Raw genomic sequence first — 24,008 nt, forward strand, 5'->3', positions numbered from 1 at the left:
TGCGGTTCATCAGGGCAGCGGCCAATCAATCCGCGGTCTCAGCCCTTGGTCTTCGCCGCAGCGGCAGCGGCGGCCTTGTCGTCGGCATCGCTCTTGGCCAGCATCGCGGCCAGCTCATCCGGCGGCGCATAGCCGCCATAAATGGCGCCATCCGGCAGGATGATGCCTGGAGTGCCATTGATGCCCAGGTCCACGGCCAGCTTGTATTCCTCATCCACCGGATTCTCACACTTCTTGGCCGGCGTATTGTTGCCGAGCTTGGCCTGCGTCAGCGCCAGCTGCCGGTTGGATGAGCACCACACCGAAATCGCCTGGAAGTAGGTCGGCGAACCGATGCCGTGGCGGGGGAAGAAGACGTAACGCACGGCGATGCCCTTGGCGTTGTACTGGGCGATCTGGCTGTGCAGCTTGCGGCAGTAGGGGCAGTCGAGGTCGGTGAACACCGTCACCGTGTACTTGGCGGCGATCGGCGGCTGCGGCGCGAACTCGATCATGTTGTCGCTGCCCAGCTTGTTCAGCGCGGCCAGGCGATCGGCGCGGCGGCGGTTCTCGGTCAGGTGCTCGCCGGTATCGATGTTGACCAGGTCGCCCTGCAACAGGTACTTGCCGTCGGTGGAGACATAGCCGAAGTCGTGCTCGTGCTGCACCTCGTACCAGCCGCTGACCGGTGCCGGCCGGATCTGGCTGCGATCGATGCCGAGCAGCTTGGCGATCTTCTCCTTGACCGCGTCGGCGGAAGGTTCGTCGGCCGCGAAAACCCCCAGCGAAAAGGCGAGGCCCAGCCCCAGGATGGCGGTAAGGATGCGTTTCATGCGGGGTTCCGGACGCAGCGGACGGCTGCCTGACAGTAGGGGCGGTTAGTATGACAAAAACCAGGGGCTCCAGTTCCCTTGTAAAGTGCGCCGCCTGCCCCGCCGCCGAGGGCGGTTCTGGAGAGGAAAACACATGTTCGACCACAGTGTTCTGGCCTTCGCCCTGATCGCGCTGGCGCTGACCATCGCCCCCGGACCGGACACCTTCCTGGTCATCGCCAACACCGGCGCGGGCGGCTTCCGGCGCGGCTTCGCCACGGTGCTGGGCATCGTCAGCGGGGGCTTCATCTATGTGCTGCTGGTGGCCTGCGGCCTGATCCGGGTGCTGGTCTATTCCCCGGCCCTGTTCCACGCCGTGAAACTGGCCGGCGCCTGCTACCTGCTCTACCTCGGCTGGGGCGCCCTGCGCGGCGCCTTCCGTCCGGCCCCGCCGGCCGCCGCCGACGCACCGCCGACCCCGGCCCGGTCGATCCGCGCCAGCTACCTGCAAGGCCTGCTGACCAACGCCCTCAACCCCAAGATCGCCGTGTTCTACCTGGCCTTCCTGCCGCAATTCCTCAACCCCGGCGATCCGGTCGTTCTGAAGTCCGCCCTGCTCATCGGCATCCATTATTTCGAAGGCCTGCTCTGGCTCAGCCTGCTCGCCTTCGGCGTCGGCCGCCTCGGCCGCTTCCTGGGCCGCCCGCGCGTGAAGCGGACCATGGATGCCGTGCTCGGCACCACCATGATGGGTTTCGGCGTGAAGCTGGCGGTGGATCAGACGTGAAACAACAGTGATCAGTGACTAGTGGTTAGTGACCAGTAAAAACGATAAAGCCGCTTTTGCCTTTACTAGCCACTAGCCACTGACCACTAGCCACTGCTTCATCATCCTCGCGGATGATGAAGCGCATGCAGCTGCTTCAGCCGCGCCCGCGCCACATGCGTATAGATCTGCGTGGTGGAAAGATCGGCATGCCCCAGCAGGGTCTGCACCGCGCGCAGATCGGCGCCGCGCTCCAGCAGATGCGTGGCGAAGGCGTGGCGCAGCGTATGCGGCGACAGCTTCGCCGGTATGCCGACCGCCAGCGCATGGCGCTTGATCAGCAGCCAGAAATTCTGCCGCGTCATCGCCTCGCCGCGCCGCCCGAGGAACACCGCGTCGCCGGATTTCTCTCCGGCGAATTCCGGACGTCCCTGGCGCAGCCAGGTCTTCACCGCCTCCATCGCCATCTCGCCCATCGGCACCATGCGCTCGCGGCCGCCCTTGCCGACCAGGCGCACCACCCCGTGCTCCAGGTTGAGTTCGTCGCGGCGCAGCTTGACCAGCTCGGACACGCGCAGGCCGGAGGCGTACATCAGCTCCAGCATGGCGCGGTCGCGCAGACCCAGCGCGTCCTCCGTCCCGGGCGCGTCGAGCAGCTGGTCCACCTGCTCCAGGCTCAGCGTCTTGGGCAGGGCACGGCCCAGCCGCGGCATTTCCAGATGGGCCGAAGGATCGTCGCCGCGCACCCGCTCGCGCACCAGCCAGCCGTAATAACGCCGGCAGACCGTGATGAAGCGCGCCTGCGAGCGCGCGCTGAACGGCCGGCCCTCCAGCTCTTTCTTTCGCGCCTGTTCGGTGCGATGCGCCAGGTAACCCTTCAGCTCCGCCGTGCCGGCCCCGTCCAGGGCCCGCCCCTGCACGCGCAGCCAGCGCGCCAGCAGAGCCAGGTCGGAGCGGTAGGCGGAGAGGCTGTTGCGCGCCAGGCCATGCTCCAGCCACAGCATGTCGGCGAAACGCTCGATACCGGCGTTGTCGGCGGGATCGAGCGCGCCTGGCTGGGGTGACACGGGGGCAGCGGACTTCATGCCTCTATAATACCGCCCAGAAAATACCCGCGAAGCAATGACCCGCCTACTCAGAACCTTGTTCGGCGTCTATTCCATGACGGTGCTGGTCATCGTCCTGCTGCTGATCTTCTGTCCGCTGCTGATCGTCGCGCCGACCCTGCCGCTGCGCCGCACCATCGGCCGCTTCGGCGTGCGCGCCTGGCTTGCGCTCAGCTTCATCCCGTTCCGCATCCGCGGCCTGGAAAACCTGCCACCCGGCCCCTGCATCGCCGTGTGCAACCACGCCAGCTACCTCGACGGCATCATCGTCACCGCCGCCCTGCCCGCGCGCTTCACCTTCCTGGTGCAGCACGGCGCCGCCGACTGGCCCTACATCGGCCTGATCATCAAGCGCATGAACGTCAGCTTCGTCAACCGCGGCTCGGTGCGCGCCGCCGCGCTGGCCACGCGCGAGCTGATCGACCGCATCAGAGCCGGAGAACCCTTCGCCATCTTCCCCGAAGGCACCTTCCGCCGGCCGACCACCCTGCTGCCGTTCCAGTCCGGCGCCTTCATGATCGCCGTCCGCGCCGGCGTGCCGGTGGTGCCGGTGGTGCTGCGCGGCACACGCAGTCTCTACGGCGAAGGACAGAAGGTATTCCAGTGGACGCCGTTGTCGCTGGAAGTGTTCGCTCCGGTAGCGCCCGATGGCAGCGCCCGCGAAGCCGCGGACAATCTGCGGGATACGGCGCGCGCCACCATCCTGCAGCATTGCGGCGAAGCCGACGGCGCCCTGCACCCGGTGCCGCCCAAGCAGGCCAAGGCTTACTCGTGAAACATATCCATCCCGCCACGAGCACGTTGTGGTGGCAGACCCGCTCCGGGGCGCCATGACCGAGCCCCCCAACAAGCGTGGCCGCGACATCAGCGGCAACGGCGGCGCGCAGGAACTGCAGCCGACGCCGCGCCAGCGCTACCAAGCCGACCTGCGGAAGGAGGGCTTCGTCTCCGATGCCGCGCAGGCCGCCGCGGTGGACGCCCTGCAAAAGGTCTATGACGACCTGATCGAAAACCCGCCCAAGCGGCGCTTCGGCAGCTCCCGCCTCAACTACCCGCCGGTCGCCGGCCTGTACATGTGGGGCGGCGTGGGCCGCGGCAAGACCTACCTGATGGACGCGTTCTACGACGCGCTGCCCTTCAGCCGCAAGCGCCGCACCCACTTCCACCGCTTCATGCTCGACGTGCACGAACGCCGCGGCCACTACCCCGACGAACAGGACCCGCTGGCCCGCGTCGCCGAGGAAATCGCCGACGCCACCCGCGTCCTCTGCTTCGACGAGTTCTACGTCTCCGACATCGCCGACGCCATGATCCTCGGCCGCCTGTTCGAGTTCCTGTTCAAGCGCGGCATCACCCTTGTCGCCACCAGCAACGTCGCCCCCGACCTGCTCTACAAGGACGGCCTGCAGCGCGACCGCTTCCTGCCCGCCATCGAACGCCTCAAGCAGAGCTGCAAAATCCTCAACGTCGACGGCGGCAGCGACTACCGCCTGCGCGCCCTACATGGCGTGCAGCTCTATCTATACCCCTGCGACAGCGCCGCCATGGCCACCCTGGGCGAACGCTTCTACGCCGTGGCACCGCACGGGCTGTGCGAGCGCGTCGACCTGCCGGTCAACGGCCGCCCCATCACCGCCCGCTGCGTCGCCGAAGGCGCCGCCTGGTTCGACTTCCACGACCTCTGCGACGGCCCGCGCAGCGCCGCCGACTACATCGAACTGGCGCGCACCCACCACACCGTCATCCTGTCCTACGTGCCGCTGCTCACCAGCGACGACGACAACGCCACCCGACGCTTCATCAACCTGGTGGATGAGTTCTACGACCGCGGCGTCAAGCTGCTGATCGCGGCCGAGGCGCCGATGCAGCAGTTGTACAGCGGGACCAAGCTGAAGTTCGAGTTCGAACGTACCGTCTCGCGCTTGATCGAGATGCAGTCCGAGGAGTATCTGGCGAAACCGCATCTGACTTAGAGCTTGCCGATCCACTCCTTTTGAATCCGCCGAAAGCAGAAGACGAACCCTCATCCTTCGTCATTCCCGCGCAGGCGGAATCCAGAGGCCCAAGCGCTTCACTCCGCTACCCGCCCCTCACCCTAACCTCATGGGGAGAGGGAGACCACACCGAGAGAAACTACAACCGCCGCAACTTCCGAATCTCCCGCACCGCCACCGCCAACGTAGTGAAGTCTTTGGTCCCGGCAGCCTGCAACTCCGCCAGGCGCTCCGAAGAGAACTTCACATGCCGTTCGTTATCGGCAATCCAGCCCTCGAAACGGGCCTGCGCGCTGTCCCCCTGATGCGCCAGCACCCGCCCGGCCAGTTGCCGGTGAATGCTGTACGCGTCATCGCGCAGGTTGACCCGCGCCAGCGACTGCCATTTGCCGACGGTCGGCATCTCGTTGATCGCCGCGTACAGCCACAGCATGCGGAAGCGCTCGCCGCAGAGGTAATACACGGTAGCGGCATCGGCCAGTGAAACGCCCGCACCCTCGGCCAGTTCCGCGATATCCAGCGCGCCACCCAGTGCACGGGTATTGGCCAGGCGCAGGGAAAGGTCGTCAGGCACGCCTTCCTTGTTGAGGTTGGTGACGGTGTTGTCCCAGTCCTCGCGGTAACCCGGCGGCAGCACCGCGGGCAGCAGGCGTTCCAGCGCCGCCAGCGGCTGCGTGAACCGCTCCACCGCATCCTGCACCGGCAAGCGGGCGAAGCGCGAGCTGCTGAACCAGCCGGTGGCATGCTTGAGCAGGCCGATGGCATAACCCATCAGGCGGTATTGCAGGGCCGCCGGGATCTTGTTGTCCAGTGCCTCGATCGCCTTCCAGTACTGGTCGCCGCCGTAGATCTGGTGCGCGGTGGCGTAGGCCTTGAGCACCTCGGCGCGCATCAGGCCGTGATCCTCGGCCCAGAGCTGGGCGAAGCCGGCGCCCATGCGGTTGACCAGGGCGTTGGACAGGATGGTGGCGACGATCTCGCGCCGCAAGCGATGCTGTTCCAGTTGCGGCCGGTAGCGCGCGGTCAGCGACTCCGGGAAGTAGGCGAGCAGGTCGCGGGTGAAGAAGGGATCGTCCGGCACCTCGGATTTCAATGCGGCGTCGTACAGCGAGATCTTGCTGTAGGCGATCAGCACCGCCAGCTCCGGCCGGGTCAGGCCCAGGCTGCGATTGCGGCGCTCCTTCAGCGCATCCTCGTCCGGCAGGTACTCGATGCCGCGGTTGAGCAGGCCCTCGCGTTCCAGCAGGCGCATCAGTTCGGCATGGTCGTCGAGCCGCTGTGCCGCGTTCTGCGACAGCAGGCTGATGGCGGCGCTCTGCACGTAGTTGTCGCGCAACACGAAGCGCGAGATCTCCTCGGTCATGCCGGCCAGCAGCGGATCGCGTTCCTCGCGCGTGAGCCGGTTGGTGACCATCAGCTCGTTGAGCGGAATCTTGATGTTCACCTCGCGGTCGGAGGTGTGCACGCCGCCGGCGTTGTCGATGGCATCGGTGTTGATGCGGCCGCCCACGCCATCGGCACCGAGCAGGGCGTACTCGATGCGGCCCAGCTGGGTGCAACCCAGGTTGCCGCCCTCGCCCACCACCTTGCAGCGCAGGTCCTTGCCGTTGACGCGGATCGCATCGTTGGCGCGGTCGCCAACGTCCTGGTGGCTCTGCGAGGACGCCTTGACATAGGTGCCGATGCCGCCGTTCCACAACAGGTCCACCGGCGACTTGAGCAGTGCCTTGAGCAGCTCGTTCGGCGTCAGTGCCGCTTCGCGGATGTGCAGCGCGGCGCGCGCCTCCTCGCTCAGCTTGATCAGCTTGGCGCTGCGCGGCCAGATGCCGCCGCCGGGCGAGAGCAGCGCGGCGTTGTAGTCCGCCCAGGACGAGCGCGGCAGGTTGAACAGCCGTTCGCGCTCGACAAAGCTGGAGGATGCGTTCGGATTCGGATCGATGAAGATGTGGCGGTGGTCGAACGCCGCCAGCAACTTGATCTGGCGCGACAGCAGCATGCCGTTGCCGAACACGTCGCCGCTCATGTCGCCGATGCCGACGACCGTGAATTCCTCGGCCTGGATGTCCTTGCCCACGGCGCCCGTAGCGGACGCGGGCAATTCACGGAAATGGCGCTTGACGCTTTCCCAGGCGCCGCGCGCGGTGATGCCCATCTTCTTGTGGTCGTAGCCGGCGGAACCGCCGGAAGCGAAGGCGTCGCCGAGCCAGAAGCCGTACTCGGCGGAGACGCCGTTGGCGATGTCGGAGAACGTCGCCGTGCCCTTGTCCGCCGCCACCACCAGGTAGGGATCGTCCTCGTCCAGGCGCAGCACCTCCGGCGGCGGCACGATGGCATCGCCGACGCGGTTGTCGGTGATGTCGAGCAGGCCGCGCAGGAAGGTCTTGTAGCAGGCGATGCCCTGGCTGAGCCAGGCCTCGCGGTTGGACGGATCGACCGGCCGCTTCACCACGAAGCCGCCCTTGGCGCCGACCGGCACGATGACGGTGTTCTTCACCATCTGCGCCTTCATCAGCCCGAGGATCTCGGTGCGGAAATCCTGGCGGCGGTCGGACCAGCGCAGTCCGCCGCGCGCCACCTTGCCGCCGCGCAGGTGGATGCCTTCCACCTCCGGCGCATAGACCCATACCTCGAACATCGGCCGCGGCAGCGGCAGCTCCGGCACCTTGGCCGGATCGAGCTTGAAGCTGATGTAAGGCTTGGCCTGTCCCTGCGGGTCGTTCTGGAAATAATTGGTGCGCAGCGTGGCGCGGATCATGGCGAGGAAGGCGCGCAGTACGCGGTCGCCATCCAGGCTGGCCACCTGGTCCAGTGCGTGATCCAGCGCCTGGCCGATCTTCAGATCCTCGTTCTGCCGCCGCTCCGGCGCCAGCTTCAGCGCGAAGCGCGTTTCGAACAGCGCCACCAGCAGCCGCGCGATATCGGCATACTCCGCCAGCAGCGTTTCCATGTAGGACTGGCTGAACGGCAGGCCGGTCTGGATCAGGTACTTGCAGATGGCGCGCAGCAGCGTCACCTGTCGCGCATCCAGCCCCGCGCCCAGCACCAGCTTGTTGAGACCGTCGTTCTCGACCGCGCCGCTCCACACCTGGAGGAACCCGGACTCGAAGAACTTCTTCTGCGAATCGGCGGACAGTTCGCAGCCCGCATGCTGGATCTCGAACTCCTGCACCCACAGGCTGGGTCCGCCCTTGGGCGTGATCTCCGCCGGCTCCTGGCGGATCACGCGCAAGCCGAAATTCTCCAGCGTCGGCAACACATCGGACAGCGTCACCGGCGTGCCCAGCGCATACAGCTTGAGGCTGGTCGCCTGCGGCAGCGCGCCTTCCGGCGTGCTCACGCCCAGGCGCGGCAGCACCGGTGTGGCCGGCGAAAGCCGGGCCAGGTAAGCCACATCCGCCGCCGCTTCCTGCGGCGACACGCCTTCGGAGTAGGACAACGGAAAGGCATCGGCGAATTTCGCCGGACTCAGCTTCTCCTTCGCCAGCAGCTCGCGCAGCTGGTCGCGCCAGCTCCGCGTGGCGGCGATCAGCCGCGCTTCCACCTCGGCCGCGCCGAGCGGGATGGTGGTGCCCGGCCGCGTGCGCACCAGGCAATGCACGCGGGTCAGGCCGCCGCGCAGGAAATCGATCTCGCGGTCCAGCGCCAGGCCGCCGCAGATCTCCATCAGCGTCGCCCCCACCCTGTCGCGCAGCTCGCGCGAGTAGCGCTCGCGCGGCAGGTAGACCAGGAAGGAATAGAAGCGGCCGTAGCGATCGCGCCGCATGAACAGGCGCAGCTGGTGGCGATCGCGCAACGCGCGGATGCCCATGCACAGCTGGAACAGTTCCACCTCGCCGGTCTGGAACAGCTCGTCGCGCGGCAGGCCGTGCAGGATATCGCGCAGGTTCTTGCCGGAGTGGCTGTTCTCGGGCAGACGTGAATGCTGCATCACGTATTCCGCCTTGCGGCGGATCAGCGGAATATGGCGCGGCCGGTCGATATAGACCTCGGAGCTGAACAGGCCGACGAAGCGCACCGTGCCGGCCAGGTTGCCCTTGGCGTCGTAACGCTTCACCGAGACCACGTCCATCAGGCCTTCGCGGTGGATGGTGGCGCGCAGATTGGCCTTGGTCACCACCACCAGGCGCGGCGAATCGGCGTACTTGTCCAGCTCCGCCTGCGGCGCGATCAGATCCTCGGCGGCCCAGCGGCTGCCGGCGCGCATCAGGCCCAGGCCGGAAGCGGGATCGGTACGGAAGGTCGCCTTGCCGCCCTCGCCCAGCGTGGCCCGGCTCTCGATCTTGCCGAGGAAGGTGAAATGGTGCTGGTCCAGATAAGTCAGGAACTCGCGTGCTTCCGCGAATTCCTCCGCGTCGCCGTCCGGCGGCACGATCTTCAGCTCCTCCACCAGGCTGCGCACCCGCTCCAGTGTCTGCGGATAGTCGTCGACCACGCGGCGCAGATCCTCCAGCACGGTGCGGATCTGCTGCTCCAGCGTGGCGTAGGCCGCCAGGTTGGCCAGCGGCTCGAACTCCAGGTGGATCAGCGATTCCGCCGGTCCCTTGGCCGCTTCTTCCGCCGCCGTGATCTTGCCGGCCTTGTCGCGCGTCAGATACAGCACCGGGTGCACGGTCCAGTCCACCGAGGCGTCGGCGGCACGCACTGCCATGACGATCGAATCCACCAGGAACGGCTGATCCTCGACGCAGGTCTCAACCACCGCCAGCCCCGGCCGCGCTTCATCGCCGCCCTGCGGCGGCAGCACCCGCACCAGCGGCACGCCCGGCTTGCGCACACGGGCGAAATTCCAGTGGCCCAGGGCCAGTTGCAGCAGCTCTTCCGGCTTGCGCAGCGTCAGCGTATCCAGCGGCGCCATCTCGAAGTAGCGGCGCAGGAAGGTACGGAACAACGGCGCATCGTCAACACCGGTCTGCGCCTGTGCCAGCGCATCCAGCCGTTCCAGCAGCAACTCCTGCCCGGGTATCGCTTCCGGGCTGGGTCGGGATTCCATGAACTCCTCCAGCCAAATAGGTTATATGGGCAGGAGTATGCCAGCCGTGGACAAAAACAGGCGGGGTATAATCGGGGCGTCCATTCGTGCCCGTATCCATGCCGGCGCGTGGTGCAGTGCGGCATATCCCATGCCCCCTGCCACAGGGCCTCGGGCACGCCGGCACACACTCTAGATCGTGGCGATCACCACCGTTCCCGCCACGATCAAACCGCCGCCGAGCAGCAACTTCAGGCTCAGGGGCTCCTTCAACACCAGCAAACCGAACACGATCGCCACCACCACGCTGAGCTTGTCGATCGGCGCGACCCGCGACGCCGGCGCCAGTTGCAAGGCCCGGTAATAGCACAACCAGGACGCGCCGGTGGCGAGCCCGGACAGGACCAGGAAGGTCCAGCTCTGGCCATCGACAGCGCCGATCCCGCCCCACTCCCGCCGTACCGCGACAAGCACGCCCGCGAAACCCAATATGACCACCGTGCGGATCAGGGTGGCGAGATTGGAGTTGACGCCGCTGACGCCGACCTTGCCGAGGATCGCCGTGAGCCCCGCGAAGAATGCGGAGCCGAGCGCGAACAACAACCAAGCCTGATCTGCCTTCATCACCGAATCTCCGCGGAACCTGCGGACGATTCTGCGGCAAGGCGCGGCCCTTGTCCTGTTGCTCGCAGTTCATTCAGGGCCTGCATCGCGTGCCCGCATGCGAGCGCCGCAACGGCGCGAAGCTTACATTCTCCATACGGTCGATTCCTCAAATGACCAATATTCATCGGGCCAAATGAACATTACGAAAAGATAACGTCATGGACTTGACCATGGTCAAGCGCGTTTAAAAAGCAGCGTCCACATAATCCGCCCGGCATTGGTTTCACCCAATGGGGCAGTCAAATACACAGTCGCACCTTCTACGGAAATTCCCTGGGGAGGTAGGGAGCAGTGCGTCCATCGGCATCGCCGATACGGGTGGCGCGTGAAGCCGACGAACCAGGACGCCGGCAACCATCCTATCGACCACGCCGTTCACGGACGTCGCACACGTCACCGTTTTCATTCACTTGCCGTTGCACATCCGCGGGAACCTCGCGGCGCGCAGATGCACTCGATGCGGCGCGCCCAGGGGATTCCTGCGTCCACGATTCGACCAACAACATCATGAGGAGAGGCAGATGAAGAACCGTACAACGCGCTTCCGCGTTGCCTGCGTTGCGGCCTGTTATGTGGCCACAGCCGGCTATGCGGGCGCCACGCAAGCCGATGGCGACAACAGCCAGCAGATCGACGCGCTCAAGCACGAGGTCAACGACCTGACCCGCAAGATCGACGAACTGTCCCGCAAGCAGGACGCCGCAGCCACCGCACCGCCGGCTACCATCGCACAGACGCCAACGCCCGCACCGGCATTGTCGCAGGACGACGAATCCGTCCTGCACGGCCTGGTGAAGTTCCTCAAGGGCAACGAGTTCTACGCCAACATCGACCTCTCGGTCGACGACGTCACCAAGGGCTGGAACGGCATCAGGGGACTGCCGCCGCACACCTACTACAAGGACGGCGACCCCGCCGCAGGCACCGCCACCCCGGTCGGACGCACCGGCTGGCAGCCGGCGATCGGCACCAACGCCACGTATTTCGGCATCCGCGGCAAGCATGCCCTGGGCGGCGACTTCAACCTCGTCTACCAGCTCGAAACCCAGGTGGACGTCACCTCCCAGCCCGGCACCGCCAACACCAACTCGAACAGCTCCAGCACGGTCAAAGGCGCCCTCGCCTCGCGCACCAGCTTCCTCGGCTTCGCCAACAAGGACTGGGGCAGCATCAAGATCGGCAAGGGCTACGGTCCTTACAAGGTCGCCACCGACCGCATGAACCCCTTCAACGCCATGCTCGGCGACTATGCCGTCATCATGGGCAACACCGGCGGCGACAACCGCGTCGAGTTCGGCGGCTACCTCGACCATGCCATCTGGTACGAGTCGCCGAAGATCCACGGCGTCTCCTTCAACGCCCTGGTTTCGCCCGGGCAGAACCGCTCCGGCGAGGACGACAACATCGCCCAGGGCGAATCGGACTGCACCGGCGGCAACATCCCCGGCAGCGGCGCGCTGGCCCCGAGCTGCAACGACGGCTCCTTCGGCACCGCCTTCAGCACCTCGCTCGCCTACGAAGGCCCGGCCTCCCTGCCGCTCTACGTCACCGGCGCCTACGAACTGCACCGCGGCGTCAACCGCGTCAGCGACGTCGTCGGCCCGGACCCCAACAACCCGGCCAGCGACGTCGTCGCCAACGACCCGCGCGACATCGCCAACGAATGGGCCGCGAAGATCGGCGTGCAGTACCTGCTGCCCACGCACACCACCCTCAACTTCATCTGGGAAGACCTGCACCGCGCCGTGCCGCAAGCCCTGGCCTTCCAGAACGAGCGCTCGCGCCGCGGCACCTGGGTGGCGATCACGCAGACGCTGGGCAGCAAGGACGACATCAGCCTCGGCTGGGCGCACGCGCAGCGCAGCCCGGGCGATCCCGGCCAGCACACCACGCCCACCACCTCCAATCCCGACAACCAGTCCAACCTGTTCACCGCCGCCATCAAGCACAAGCTGGACAAGCAGACCATCATCTACGCCAACTGGGCGCTCACCGAGAACGCCTCCGCCGCCCACTACGATCTCGGCGCCGGCGCCCACGGCCTCAAGACCGACTGCCACGACGCCAGCCCGCTCTACGTCAACGATACCCTGCCCGACGGCAATATCGTGCAGGTCGCCAACGGCCCGTTCTGCTATCCGGGCGGCCATCTGATGGGCGTTTCCATCGGCGTCAACTACAAGTTCTGAGCCACCCGCTTCCAGTGTGGCCGTGCGCTTCTGCTCCCGGGGTGCACGGCAAAAAATTGGGGCGGTTCCTCGCGGAACCGCCCCCTTTTTATTCCAGCTTCCGTTCCGGCACCGCGGCGGGAGCGTCCATGCTCCGCCGCGTCGCTGCGTCCTTAATGGGCGTTGATGTTGTTCGGCACCCCCGCCGGCAAGGCCTTGCTCACCGTCAGCACCACGTTGCCGATCTGGCGGTAGTTGAGCAGGTTGGTGTTGGGCGACTGTACGCCGTAGCCGGCGAAGGTCAGGCTCAGGTGGGTCGGGTCGATCTGCGTCGCCGTGGGCGCGTACAGGCGCTGGGCAAACCAGGCCTCGGTCGCAACGACCGGAGGATGGGCCGGGATCGTCACCGTGGCGCCATCGAGCTGATTCTTGGTGGTGATGGTGTTGATCGAGGCGATCGGGTTGTTGATGTCGTTGAACACCGTCCAGTTCACTTTGTCGGTGGACTCGGCATAGCCGATGTAGTGGAACGCATCGGAATCGCCGTCCAGGCAATTGCCGGCCGAGAAGTACAGACCCCAGACGCCGCCGTCGCCGTTGATGTCGATCAGGGTGCCGCGCGGAGCCACCCAGCGCGTCTTGTTGTAGTCCACCGTGGTGGGATCGTTCAGGCCGTTGACGACGCGATCATTGGTGAAGTTGATGCCGTCGACCGTATCGACCAGGTGCACGATGGAGATGTCGTCGTTGTTCTTGCCGCTGAATGGCGCCTTGTTGCACTGCTGGCTGGCCGGCATCGCCGTGGTGCCGGTCTTGTCGCCATTGAGGATTTTCTGCACGTACATCACCGTGACCGCCGTGCCGGCCGCCGCCGTCGGCGCGGTGGGGAACACCGCCATGATGCCGTCCGGGTTGAGCAGGCCGACAGTCTGCTTGACCGCGACGGTGTTGCCCGCCGTGTCGGCGCCGGTGGTGTTGTGCAGTGCCGAGTAGATCGACTTGATGTCGTTGGCGCCGGCGGCGGTATTGTTGGAATTCCAGATGGGGAACTTGTTGGAAGCGCCGCCATTGGTGCCGGTCGGGCTGGCCAGGTTGATCACCCACAGGGGCGCAACGTCGATGTTCGCACCGCGGTCCAGCATATACAGGAACTGGCCGGTCCCCGCGGCGACACCCGGCAACTGGATGATGGCCGCATGTCCCCAGCCGTTGTCCGCGCCGGAACCGTTGAGCGAAGCGGTGCTGGCATTGGTGCCGGTAACCGCGGCCGGACAGCCGGTGTTGGTCGAGGTGCCGGCGAAGCCGAAGCCCCCGCTGATCGGATTGGTGTAGTCCGGGTTCAGTTCCAGCACCGTCTGCATGAAGTACCAGGTCTTGCCGTTGTCGTCCGACTCGGCCGCAACCAGGGCCTCATCGATATCCTTGGGGCGCCAGTCGAACAGGCCGATGATCGGGGCCTGGCCGCCGAAGGCGTTGCCCTTGGTGGTGAGGGTCGTGTTGTAGACCAGCGGGAAGTAGTACGGCGCCATCGCCACGGAAGGATCGCCGCCCGCGGCGCCGGCCGCCGTGGTGGCATTGAACTTGGCGCCGGTGACGTAGGACACGCGCTTGGGCACGGCGCCACTGTAGTCGCAGAAGCCGAATGCGGTATCCGGCACGCTGCCGGTGGACAGGAACGGATTGGTGTTGCTGGTCACCGTCTGGGTGTTCTTCGGATCGGCAGCCAGGTTGAACAGCGCCGACGGCGTAGCGCCGTTGAGGGCGCCCTCGCCGATGGCGGTGCCCTGGTTGATGGTGGCCTGGGCCGCGACGACGCCGGTATCGATCGTGGTCTTCAACACCTGCACGGCGGCGGCGCCGCTGCTCGAACTGCTGCCCGAGGAGCTGCTGGACGACGAGGAGCTGGAGCTGCCGCCGGAGGAACTGCCCGAAGACGAGGAGCTGGAACTGCCGCTGGATGAACTGCCCGAAGAGGAGCCGCCCGATGAGGAAGAGCTGCTGCTCGACGAGGAGGAACCGCCCGCATTGGTGTAGTAGTTCTTGGTGCAGGCGGGAAGCAGGGTCAACGACAGCGCGCACGCAAATGCGGCTGCCAGCTTGTTGGTGGTCATGACGTCCTTTGGAATCGCCGGTGGAGGAATGGCCCGATCCGGCGCAAGCTAGTGACGGCGCATGACTGCTTTGTTACGAAAATCGATCCCGACTTTCCCGTAATGATCAGGTAATGTTTTCGTACAGTTCTGGTTGAATTCTCGGCAATCCACCGCGCTCAGCGCGGGGCGACGGGCAACGACACGCGCACCCGCAGACCGGGCGCATTGTCTTCGAGCGCGAGGCTTGCCTCATGCAGCCCGGCCACCGCCGCCGCCAGGCTCAGCCCCAGGCCGCTGCCTGGCGTGGTGCGGCTCTGCTCCAGCCGATAGAAGCGTTGCAACACCTTGGCTTGCAGCGCCGCGGGAATGCCGGGGCCATTGTCGGCGACGCAGGCTTCGACGCGTTCGGCGCGGCGCTTCACGCTCACCTCGATGTGCGCCCCGACGGGCGAATGGCGCACGGCGTTTTCGAGCAGGTTGGCGAACAGCTGCATCAGCAGTTGACGGTCGCCGGACACGCGCAGCCCGGCGTCGATGTGCTCTCCCAGCGTCTGGTTCTTCTCCTCCAGCGCCGGCAGGTACAGCTCCACCACCGCGCGCAGCAGCTCGCCCAGGTCCAGCTCGGCGAATCCCGCGCGCCGGGCGCCGCTTTCGATCTGCGCGATGCGCAGCAGCGCGCTGAAGGTTTCGAGGATGGTGTCGAGATCCTTCAGCGTCGCATCCACCACCGCATGAAACGTCTGCTGGTCGCCGCCGCGGCGCTGCGCCAGTTCCAGGCGCTGGCGCAGCCGCGTCAACGGCGTGCGCAGATCGTGCGCGATGTCGGTGGAGACCTGGCGCAAGCCTTCCATCAAAGTCTGGATGCGATCCAGCATGGTGTTGAGGCTGATCGCCAGGTGATCGAATTCGTCGCCGCTGCCGCGCACGGCGATGCGCCGTTGCAGATCGCCGCCGACGATGTCGCGGCTGGTCTGGCTCACCAACTCGATCTTGCGCAGCACGCCGAGGCTGGTGAGCGCGCCGCCGCCCAGCGCCAGCAGCATCGCCAACGCCAGCCCGGCTAGAAAGGAACGCTCCACCATTTCGTCCATCTCGTGCAGCTGGTAGGTGCTGAGGGCCACCAGCAGGTAGCCGCCGTTGGACAGCACCACGCCGTAACCGCGGATGCCGCTGAGCGGCTGCTTGCGGTGCCGCGCCGGCCCCGGCCATTCGCGCACGCCCGGCAACGGTTCCACCGCCGGCAGATTGCCGGCCAGTACCGCCCCGGACGCATCCTGCAGCAGATAGAAATATCCCGGAACCCGCCCGACCATGGCCTGCACGTTGCCGCGCATCGAATCCATGCCGTCGTCCCGCGCATCCGCCTGGATTTCGGCCAGCTCGCTCGCCACCGTGGCGTCGATCTGCCGGTCCATGAAGCGCGTGGTCGACCAGTAGACCACGCCGAACAGCAGCAGGAAGCTCGCGCCGGTGAGCCCGGCGTAGAGCAGGGTCAGGCGGAAGCTCGAGGTGCGGAACAGCCTAGGCAACTGCACGGATGCAGTAGCCGGCGCCGCGCACCGTATGGATGAGGCCGCTGGCGTAGCCCTTGTCGATCTTGGCGCGCAGGCGGCTGATGTGGCTTTCCACCACGTTGGTGTGAGGATCGAAGTGCAGCTCCCACACCTGCTCCAGCAGCATGGTGCGGGTCACCACCTGTTCGGCATGGCGCATCAGGAACTCCAGCAGGCGGAACTCGCGCGGTTGCAGGTCCACCGGCTTGCCGCCGCGCTGCACCGTCCGCGCCAGCAGGTCCATTTCCAGGTCCGCCACCTTGAGGCGGGTGTCCTGCACGGCGCGGCGCGGCCGGCGGCCCAGCGCCGCCACGCGCGCCGCCAGCTCGGAAAAGGCGAAGGGCTTGACCAGGTAGTCGTCGGCCCCGGCATTGAGCCCGTTGACGCGGTCGTCGATGCCGCCCAGGGTGGTGAGGAACAGCACCGGCACCTCGATGCCGCCGGCCCGCAACGTCCGCACCATGCCCAGGCCGTCGAGCTGCGGCAGCATGCGGTCCACGATCAGCAGGTCCCAGTCCTGGCCCGCCGCCTGGAACAGGCCGTCGCGGCCGTCCTGCGCGATGACCACGTTGTGCCCGGCCTCCTGCAAGCCTTGCAGCACGTACTCCGCGCTCTCCGCATCGTCCTCGACCAGCAAAATCCGCACTGCACTCCTCCGGGGCACTCCAGGCGGCCCTTATTCAGTACGCCGGAGAGCCGGTCAAGTTGTGGTTCCGTAATGTTAAGCCCAGCCTGCCACAAACCCGCAGCCGTTAGCCTGAGCCAGTCATGCTTTTCGCGAACCGCCTGCCGGCCCTCCCCCTGCTGCTCCTCGCCCTCACCGGCTGCGCCAGCTATTCGGCGCTGCCCCTGGACAAGGACGCGCGGCCCCGCGACAGCCTGGAACAACTGCGGCACGAGGCTCCCCTGCCGGCCAGGCTCGGCGTGGACGACATCGCCCTGCTGGCCCTGCTCAACAATCCCGACCTGCTCGCCGCCCGCGCCCAGCGCGGGGTCGCCCGGGCGCAACTGCTCGCCGCCGGCATCCTGCCCAATCCCTCCCTCAGCGCCAGCTACGGCTTCCTGCTCGGCGGTCCGGGCACCATGGGCGCGCTCTCGGCCGGCCTGTCGCAGGACCTGCGGTCCCTGGTCACGCTGTCGGCCAAGCGCGGCGCCGCGCGGCAATCGGCGCGGGAAATCGACGCCAGCCTGCTGTGGCAGGAATGGCAGACCATCGCCAAGGCACGACTCCAGGCAGTGGACCTGATCGAAGGCGAACGGCAATGCGAACTCCTGCAAGGGCAGCTGAGCCTGCTGCAAGGCCGCCTGGAACGCAGCCGCCGGGCTCTGGACCAAGGCGACAGCACGCTCGCCGCACTGGTGCCGGAACTCACCGCCGCCGCCGACGCGCGCAAGCAGCTCGACGACCTGAAACGGCAACAGGAAACGCGCCGCCGCGACCTCGACACCTTCCTCGGCCTGTCGCCGCAGGTAGTCCTGCCGCTGGATCCGGCCATCAGCCTGCCGCCCCTAGACGCCGCGGCTGTCAACGCCGATCTGCCCGGCCTCGCCGACCGCCGTCCCGACCTGGTGGCCCTCCAGCTCGGCTATGGCGCACAAGAGGAGAAGGTGCGCGGCGCCATCCTGGCGCAGTTCCCCTTGCTTTCGCTGGGCGTCTCCGGCGGCCACGACACCAGCGACGTACGCACCCTGGGCCCCCAGATCACCATGGACCTGCCGATCTTCGACCGCAACCAGGGCAACATCGCCCTGGAGCGCGCCACCCGCCAGCAGCTGCACGATGAATTCGGCGCGCGCCTCGCCGCCGCCAGGAGCGAGGTGCAAGCCCTGCTGGCCGACCAGGCCCTGCTGCTCGGCCAGTACGGCGGCAAGCAGGCCCAGCTCGCCGAACTGGAACGCAGCGCCCACAGCGCCGACACCGCCTTCCGCGGCGGCGACCTGGACGAACGCAGCTACATCGACCTCGTCACCGCCCGCAACGCCAAACAACAGGAAGTACTCGCCATGGAACAGAGCCTGCTGCAGCAGCAGGTGGCCATCGCCACCCTGAGCGGCGCCGGCATGCCGCCGGTATCGCTCGACAGCAGAGCGGCGCAACCATGAACCTTCGTCTCGCGGCCTTCGTCCTGCTGCTCACCGGCGCCGCCGGCGCGGACGACACCCCCAGCGTGCTGGTGAAAACACAGGCACCCCAGCGCGGCAACCTGCCCGAGACCGTCACCGCCTACGGCACCGCCGTGCCCGCCATCAACGGCGGCATGACCCTCAGCGTGCAGGCCGAGGGCCGCGTCATGCACCTGATGGTGACGCCGGGCGAGGCGGTGCATGCGGGCCAAGCCCTGCTGGAATTCCAGCTCTCGGCGGCGGCGGGCAGCACCTACGAGCAGGCGCAGTCGGCACTGAAGCTCGCGCGCCAGGAGCAGGCCCGTACCGCGCGCCTGCTGGCGCAACAACTCGCCACACGCGACCAGCAGGCACAGGCCGACAAGGCGGTGGGCGACGCCCAGGCGGCCTTGACCGCACTGGAACAGGAAAACGGCGGCAAGCCGCGCCAGACCATCACCGCACCGTTCGACGGCGTGGTCGGCGCCATTCCGGTGGCGCAGGGCGAACGCGTGCAACCCGGCGTGGCCCTGGTCACCGTGACCCGGGCCGGCGGCCTGGTCATCACTGTCGGCATCGAACCCTCGCAGCGTCGCCGGCTCAAGCTGGGCCAGTCGGCGACGCTCGTGTCGCTGGATGCCGGGCTGGATGCTGGATCCGATGGTGAAGCAGCGCGGCACGGCAAGCTGGTACGCATCGACAAGGCGCTCAACCCGAAGACGCGCCTGGTCGACGCCGACCTCGTTCCCGATGGCGATGCCGAAGAGCCGCTGCAGGGCCAGGCCTTCCGCGCCGACATCGAAGTCGGTCGGGTGCCAGGCTGGCTGCTGCCGCGCAACGCCGTACTCGACGATGAGCAGGGCGCCTATCTGTTCCAGGTCGCCGATGGCAAGGCGGTACGCGTCAACGTCAAACGCGTCGGCGGCGATGACAACACCACCGTGGTAGACGGCCCGGTCGATCCGGCGCGCCCTCTGGTGACCGTCGGCAACTATCAGCTCGCCGACGGCATGGCGGTGCGCCAGGACGACGCGCCGGCAACACCGGCGAATGCGCCGCAGGGCAAGCCCGGCGCATGAATTTCGTCGCACAGATCGAGCGGCATGCCCGCTCCATCCTGGTCATTGCCTTCGCGCTGGCCGTCGCCGGCGTGTTCGCCGCGCTGTCGCTGCCGGTGGGCCTGTTCCCGCAGGTCTCGTTCCCGCGCGTGGTGGTGGACCTGTCGGCCGGCGATCGCCCCGCCGACCAGACAGCCCTGACGCTGACGCGGCCGGTGGAGGAAGCGATCCGCTCCGTTCCCGGCGTGCGCGAAGTGCGCTCCGCCAGCTCGCGCGGCGCGGCGCAGGTGTCGATCGATTTCGGCTGGGGCCGCGACATGATCGCCACCACCCTGCTGGTCGACTCCGCCATCGCGCAGATCCTGCCGCAGCTCCCGCCCGGCACCGCTTACGGCGTGCGCCGCATGGACCCGACCGTCTTCCCCATCATCTCCTACGCCCTCACCTCCGATACGCAGACGCCGTCCGCGCTGCACGACCTGGCGCAATTGCAGCTGGTGCCGCTGCTGGCCTCGGTGCCGGGCCTGGCCCGCGTCGGCATCCAGGGCGGCGATATCGACGAAGTCGAAGTGCTGGCCGACCCGCACCGCCTGGACGCCTACGGCCTGGGCCTGTCCGACCTGGTCGCGGCGCTGGCGGCGAACAACGTGCTCCAGGCGGTGGGCCGCGTGCAGGACCAGGACAAGCTGTACCTGGTGGTCTCCAACAGCGATGTGCGCCGCGTCGAGCAGCTCGCCGAGACGGTGCTGCGCTCGGACGCGGGAAGCGTGGTGCGCCTGCGCAACGTGGCCGAGGTACGGCGCGGCGCGGTACCGCAGTGGATCCGCGTCAGCGAGGACGGCAAGCCGGCGGTGCTGCTCAACGTCTACGAGCAGCCGGACGGCAACGCCGTGCAGATCGCCTCCGAAGTGCGCAGCCGCCTCGCCGGCTTTCAGTTGCCGAGGGGCGTGAAGCTGAGCAACTGGTACGACCAGAGCGTGCTGGTGGTGCAGTCCGCCGGCAGCGTGCGCGACGCGGTGCTGATCGGCCTGCTGCTGGCCGGCATCGTGCTGATCCTGTTCCTGCGCAATTGGCGGGTGACGCTGATCGCGCTGCTGGTGGTGCCGGCCACGCTGGCGGTGACGGTGCTGCTGCTCAACCTGCTCGGCATGAGCTTCAATATCATGACCCTGGGCGGCATCGCCGCCGCGGTGGGCCTGGTGATCGACGACGTCATCGTCATGATCGAGCATATCGCGCGCCGCGCCGGCGCCGCGGCAGCCGGGCATGGCCAGCCACTGGGCCGCGAAGCGGTGTTGCCGGCGGCGCGCGAGTTCATGCTGCCGCTGACCGGCTCCAGCCTGGCCACGCTGATCGTGTTTCTGCCGCTGAGCCTGCTCAGCGGCGTCACCGGCGCCTTCTCCAAGGCGCTGGCCGTGACCATGGGCGCGGCCCTGATCATCTCCTGGCTGATGGCGGCCTTCGTGGTGCCGGTGCTGGCGCGCAGCCTGATCGACTTCAAGCGCTGGCACGATCCCGCCGCCGGCCGCGAGGGCTGGCTGGAACGGCGGCGCGCCGGCCTGCTCGATCGCCTGCTGCGGCGGCCCGGCATCCTCGCCCTGCTCGCGGTGCCGCTGCTGCTGCTCGGCGCCCTCGCCTACGACGGCGTGCAGAGCGGCTTCATGCCCAAGGTCGATGACGGCGGCTTCGTCATGGATTTCTACACCCTGCCCGGCACCTCGCTCACCGAAACCGAGCGCGAGCTGGCGCAGGTGGAAGCGATCCTGCGCGGCATGCCGGAAGTCGACACCTGGTCCCGCCGCACCGGCACCGGCCTCGGCGGCGATCTCGGCGAACCGCACCACGGCGACTTTTTCGTGCGCCTCAAGACCGCGCGCAGCCGCGCCAGCGAGGAAGTGATGGCCGACGTGCTGGCACAGGTGGAAAGCAAGGTGCCCGGCGTGCAGATGGAACTGGCGCAGCTGATGGAAGACCTGATCGGCGATCTCACCGCGGTGCCGCAGCCGATCGAGATCAAGCTCTACGCCACCGATCCCGCGCTGCTGATTCCGCAGGCGCGCAAGGTGGCCGCCGCCATCGGCAAGATCGACGGCGTGGTCGAAGTGAAGGACGGCGTGGTGCTGGCCGGCGACGGCATCGACCTCAAGGTGGACCCGGTGAAAGCCGCCATCGAAGGCGTCACGCCGGACGAGGTAACGAAGGCCGTGGATACCGCCCTGACCGGCGCCATCGCCACGCAGATGCCGGAAGCCGCCAAGGTGGTGGACGTGCGCGTGCGCCTGCCCGATGCATTGAGCCTGAACCAGTCCGGCCTCGCCGACCTGCCGATCCGCGCCGCCGACGGCCACCTGTTCCCGCTGCGCCGCGTCGCCGGCCTGACGCCGGTCTCCGGCCAGCCCGAGATCTCGCGGGACAACCTGCAGCCGATGGTGGCGGTGACCGCGCGCATCGAGGGCCGCGGCATCGGTGCCGCCGTGGGCGACGTGCGGCGGACGCTGGCGCAGGCCGGCCTGCTGGAGAACGGCGTGCGCTACGAATTCGGCGGACTCTACCAGCAGCAGCAGATCGCCTTCGCCGGCCTGGCGCGCGTGTTCGCCGCGGCGCTGGCGGCCGAGTTCATCCTGCTGCTGTTGCTCTACGAGCAGTTCTGGCTGCCGCTGATCATCATCGGCAGTTCGCTGCTCTCCACCACCGCCGTGTTCACTGGGCTGTGGCTGACTGGGGTGGATCTGAACATCACCGCACTGATGGGCATGACCATGATCATCGGCATCGCCACCGAGATGTCGATCTTCTACGTCTCCGAATACACCGAGCTGGCGCGTCGCATGCCGCCGCACCAGGCCCTGCGCGAAGCCAGCCGCAACCGCCTGCGCCCCATCACCATGACCACGCTGGCGGCGATCCTGACCCTGCTGCCGCTGGCCCTGGCCATCGGCCAGGGCTCCGCCATCCAGCAGCCGCTGGCCATCGCCATCATCTCCGGGCTGCTGATCCAGTTCCCGCTGGTGCTGTTGGCGATGCCGGTGCTGATCGGCCTGACCCTGCCCCGCCACGAAGCCTCCACCGTCTCGTCATGAGCCGATCATCAGCACCTGGAAGGATTCAGATGAAAACCCCGCTCCGCCGCACCCTGCTCATGCTGGTCGCCCTGGCCTGCTCCGCTCACGCCGACCACTTGCATTATCAGGTGACGCAGCGCCTGCCCATCGGCGGCGACGGCGGCTGGGACTATCCCAGTGTCGATGCCGCAACCCACCTGCTGTACCTGTCGCGCGCCGACCATGTGTCGGTGGTGGACACCGCCAGCGGCAAGGAAGTCGGCGTCATCGCCGACACGCCGGGCGTGCACGGCATCGCCGTGGCGCCGGAACTCGGCCGCGGCTTCATCAGCTGCGGCAAGGCCAACGCGGTCAAGGTGTTCGACCTCAAGACCCGCGCCGTACTGGCGACCGTCCTCACCGGCGCGGGGCCTGATGCGATCCTCTACGAGCCGAAGACGCAGCGCGTGTTCACCTTCAACGGCCACGGCGGCAACGCCACCGTGATCGACGCCAAGACCAACGCGGTGGTGGCCACCATCGCGCTCGGCGGCAAGCCCGAGTTCGCCCGCGCCGATGGCCGCGGCAAGGTCTACGTCAATATCGAGGACACCGCCGAACTGGTGGTGCTGGACGCCGCCAGCGCCACGCTGAAATCGCGTTGGCCGCTGCCGCATTGCGAAGAGCCCAGCGGCCTGGCCTTCGACGCCGCACATCACCGCAGTTTCTCCACCTGCGGCAACCAGGTGCTGGCGATCCTCGATAGCGACACCGGCAAGCCGGTGGCCAGCCTGCCGATCGGCAAGGGCGTCGACGGCGCCGAGTTCGACCCCGCCACGCAGAACGTCTACAGCGCCAACGGCGAAGGCAGCGTGACCGTGATCCACGAACAAAGCCCGGATCACTACCAGGTGACGCAGACCGTCGCCACCCAGCGCGGCGCCCGCACCATCGCCCTGGACAGCGCCACCCACCGCCTCTACCTGCCCACCGCCGACTTCGGCCCCGCGCCGCCTGCGAGCGCCGACAACCCGCATCCGCGGCCCGCGATCGTGAGCGGAAGCTTCGTGATATTGGTACTGGATCAATCCGGCAACAGTTCGCAGCCGCCATCCGCAGTGCATTGAAGCCGCCGCGGGGCCACCCCATGCCTGGCGGCCAACCGCTGCCGGCAAACCCCAGGCTATCGGGTGGCTTGAAGCAAGGCTTCCAGTCCCAGCAGCGCAGCCTCGGCTGAACGGCGGCGCACCGCATCACGGTCGCCCTCGAACAGGAAACGGCTCGCCGACACCGCCACCTCGCCGCCACCCCAGCCGATCCACACCGTGCCGACCGGCTTGTCGGCGCTGCCGCCGCCCGGCCCGGCGATGCCGCTGACCGCCACCGCCCACTGCACAGGGGCCACCCGCAGCAGACCCTGCACCATCTCCTGCACTGTTTCGGCACTGACCGCGCCGGCGCGCTGCAGGGTGTCGGCGGACACACCGAGCAACTCCCGCTTGGCCGCGTTCGAATACGTCACCAACCCGCGCTCGAACCAGGCCGAGCTGCCGGCGATATCGGTGCACAGCTTGGCGATGAGGCCGCCGGTGCAGGACTCGGCGGTGCCGAACCACTGGCCGCGCGCGAGCAGGCGCTCGCCGATTGTCCGAGCGATCGCCTGGAGGGATTCGTCGGTGGGAATGGCAGTCATGGGCGAA

Annotated in this window: 17 protein-coding genes; 9 read left to right on the forward strand and 8 right to left on the reverse strand. The window is 67.5% G+C overall.

Features of this window, described 5'->3' with window-relative positions:
- Positions 1-38: 38 nt before the first annotated feature.
- Positions 39-812, reverse strand: coding sequence for a thioredoxin fold domain-containing protein (locus BP26_RS0108015; protein ID WP_029920057.1), 774 nt, complete (start codon positions 810-812; stop codon positions 39-41).
- Between the two features lie 133 nt (positions 813-945).
- On the opposite strand from BP26_RS0108015, the gene BP26_RS0108020 reads away from it, so the two are divergent.
- On the forward strand, positions 946-1,578 hold the full coding sequence (locus BP26_RS0108020) for a LysE family translocator (RefSeq protein WP_029920058.1): 633 nt from the start codon (positions 946-948) through the stop codon (positions 1,576-1,578).
- Between the two features lie 101 nt (positions 1,579-1,679).
- Here the strand turns inward: BP26_RS0108020 and xerD are convergent, their stop codons facing one another.
- Entirely contained in the window at positions 1,680-2,642 is a 963-nt protein-coding gene (xerD, locus tag BP26_RS0108025; protein WP_029920059.1) for a site-specific tyrosine recombinase XerD, read from the reverse strand.
- Positions 2,643-2,679: 37 nt separating this feature from the next.
- Between xerD and BP26_RS0108030 the strand changes: the two genes are divergently transcribed.
- Both BP26_RS0108030 and zapE read left to right on the forward strand, forming a co-directional pair.
- Positions 2,680-3,438, forward strand: a complete 759-nt coding sequence (locus tag BP26_RS0108030; protein WP_084182908.1) for a lysophospholipid acyltransferase family protein — start codon at positions 2,680-2,682, stop codon at positions 3,436-3,438.
- Between the two features lie 55 nt (positions 3,439-3,493).
- Positions 3,494-4,636: a cell division protein ZapE gene (zapE, locus tag BP26_RS0108035; RefSeq protein WP_084182909.1), complete on the forward strand. Its 1,143-nt coding sequence runs from the start codon at positions 3,494-3,496 to the stop codon at positions 4,634-4,636.
- Positions 4,637-4,796: 160 nt separating this feature from the next.
- Here the strand turns inward: zapE and BP26_RS0108040 are convergent, their stop codons facing one another.
- On the reverse strand, positions 4,797-9,647 hold the full coding sequence (locus BP26_RS0108040) for an NAD-glutamate dehydrogenase (RefSeq protein WP_029920062.1): 4,851 nt from the start codon (positions 9,645-9,647) through the stop codon (positions 4,797-4,799).
- 171 nt (positions 9,648-9,818) lie between these two features.
- A complete protein-coding gene (locus BP26_RS0108045; protein ID WP_029920063.1) occupies positions 9,819-10,250 on the reverse strand; it encodes an EamA family transporter in 432 nt (143 codons plus the stop codon).
- A gap of 563 nt (positions 10,251-10,813) precedes the next feature.
- Between BP26_RS0108045 and BP26_RS0108050 the strand changes: the two genes are divergently transcribed.
- Positions 10,814-12,481, forward strand: a complete 1,668-nt coding sequence (locus tag BP26_RS0108050) for a porin (protein ID WP_029920064.1) — start codon at positions 10,814-10,816, stop codon at positions 12,479-12,481.
- Between the two features lie 152 nt (positions 12,482-12,633).
- Here the strand turns inward: BP26_RS0108050 and BP26_RS30105 are convergent, their stop codons facing one another.
- Positions 12,634-14,301: a hypothetical protein gene (locus BP26_RS30105; protein ID WP_169740658.1), complete on the reverse strand. Its 1,668-nt coding sequence runs from the start codon at positions 14,299-14,301 to the stop codon at positions 12,634-12,636.
- Between BP26_RS30105 and BP26_RS30310 the strand changes: the two genes are divergently transcribed.
- A complete protein-coding gene (locus tag BP26_RS30310) occupies positions 14,288-14,494 on the forward strand; it encodes a hypothetical protein (protein ID WP_211254863.1) in 207 nt (68 codons plus the stop codon). The two genes, BP26_RS30105 and BP26_RS30310, sit on opposite strands and share 14 nt — an antisense overlap.
- A gap of 235 nt (positions 14,495-14,729) precedes the next feature.
- Here the strand turns inward: BP26_RS30310 and BP26_RS0108065 are convergent, their stop codons facing one another.
- Together BP26_RS0108065 and BP26_RS0108070 are read right to left on the reverse strand one after the other, a co-directional pair.
- Positions 14,730-16,088: a sensor histidine kinase gene (locus tag BP26_RS0108065; protein WP_157572420.1), complete on the reverse strand. Its 1,359-nt coding sequence runs from the start codon at positions 16,086-16,088 to the stop codon at positions 14,730-14,732.
- Positions 16,075-16,752, reverse strand: a complete 678-nt coding sequence (locus tag BP26_RS0108070) for a winged helix-turn-helix domain-containing protein (RefSeq protein WP_029920068.1) — start codon at positions 16,750-16,752, stop codon at positions 16,075-16,077. The genes BP26_RS0108065 and BP26_RS0108070 overlap by 14 nt, the downstream gene beginning before the upstream one ends.
- A 122-nt stretch (positions 16,753-16,874) precedes the next feature.
- Between BP26_RS0108070 and BP26_RS0108075 the strand changes: the two genes are divergently transcribed.
- From BP26_RS0108075 to BP26_RS0108090, 4 genes are read left to right on the forward strand one after another with little or no spacing between them, the layout of a single operon-like run.
- A complete protein-coding gene (locus BP26_RS0108075) occupies positions 16,875-18,209 on the forward strand; it encodes a TolC family protein (protein ID WP_036516290.1) in 1,335 nt (444 codons plus the stop codon).
- A complete protein-coding gene (locus BP26_RS0108080; protein ID WP_051748619.1) occupies positions 18,206-19,288 on the forward strand; it encodes an efflux RND transporter periplasmic adaptor subunit in 1,083 nt (360 codons plus the stop codon). The genes BP26_RS0108075 and BP26_RS0108080 overlap by 4 nt, the downstream gene beginning before the upstream one ends.
- A complete protein-coding gene (locus tag BP26_RS0108085) occupies positions 19,285-22,347 on the forward strand; it encodes an efflux RND transporter permease subunit (RefSeq protein WP_029920071.1) in 3,063 nt (1,020 codons plus the stop codon). The genes BP26_RS0108080 and BP26_RS0108085 overlap by 4 nt, the downstream gene beginning before the upstream one ends.
- Before the next feature lie 29 nt (positions 22,348-22,376).
- Entirely contained in the window at positions 22,377-23,435 is a 1,059-nt protein-coding gene (locus BP26_RS0108090; protein WP_036516291.1) for a YncE family protein, read from the forward strand.
- Positions 23,436-23,491: 56 nt separating this feature from the next.
- Here the strand turns inward: BP26_RS0108090 and BP26_RS0108095 are convergent, their stop codons facing one another.
- Positions 23,492-24,001 (reverse strand): CinA family protein, encoded by a 510-nt coding sequence (locus tag BP26_RS0108095; RefSeq protein ID WP_029920073.1) that lies wholly within the window; start codon positions 23,999-24,001, stop codon positions 23,492-23,494.
- Positions 24,002-24,008 lie beyond the last annotated feature (7 nt).

Origin of the sequence: Nevskia soli DSM 19509 (assembly GCF_000711955.1) — a bacterium.
In the GTDB taxonomy this organism is placed as follows: Bacteria; Pseudomonadota; Gammaproteobacteria; order Nevskiales; family Nevskiaceae; genus Nevskia; species Nevskia soli.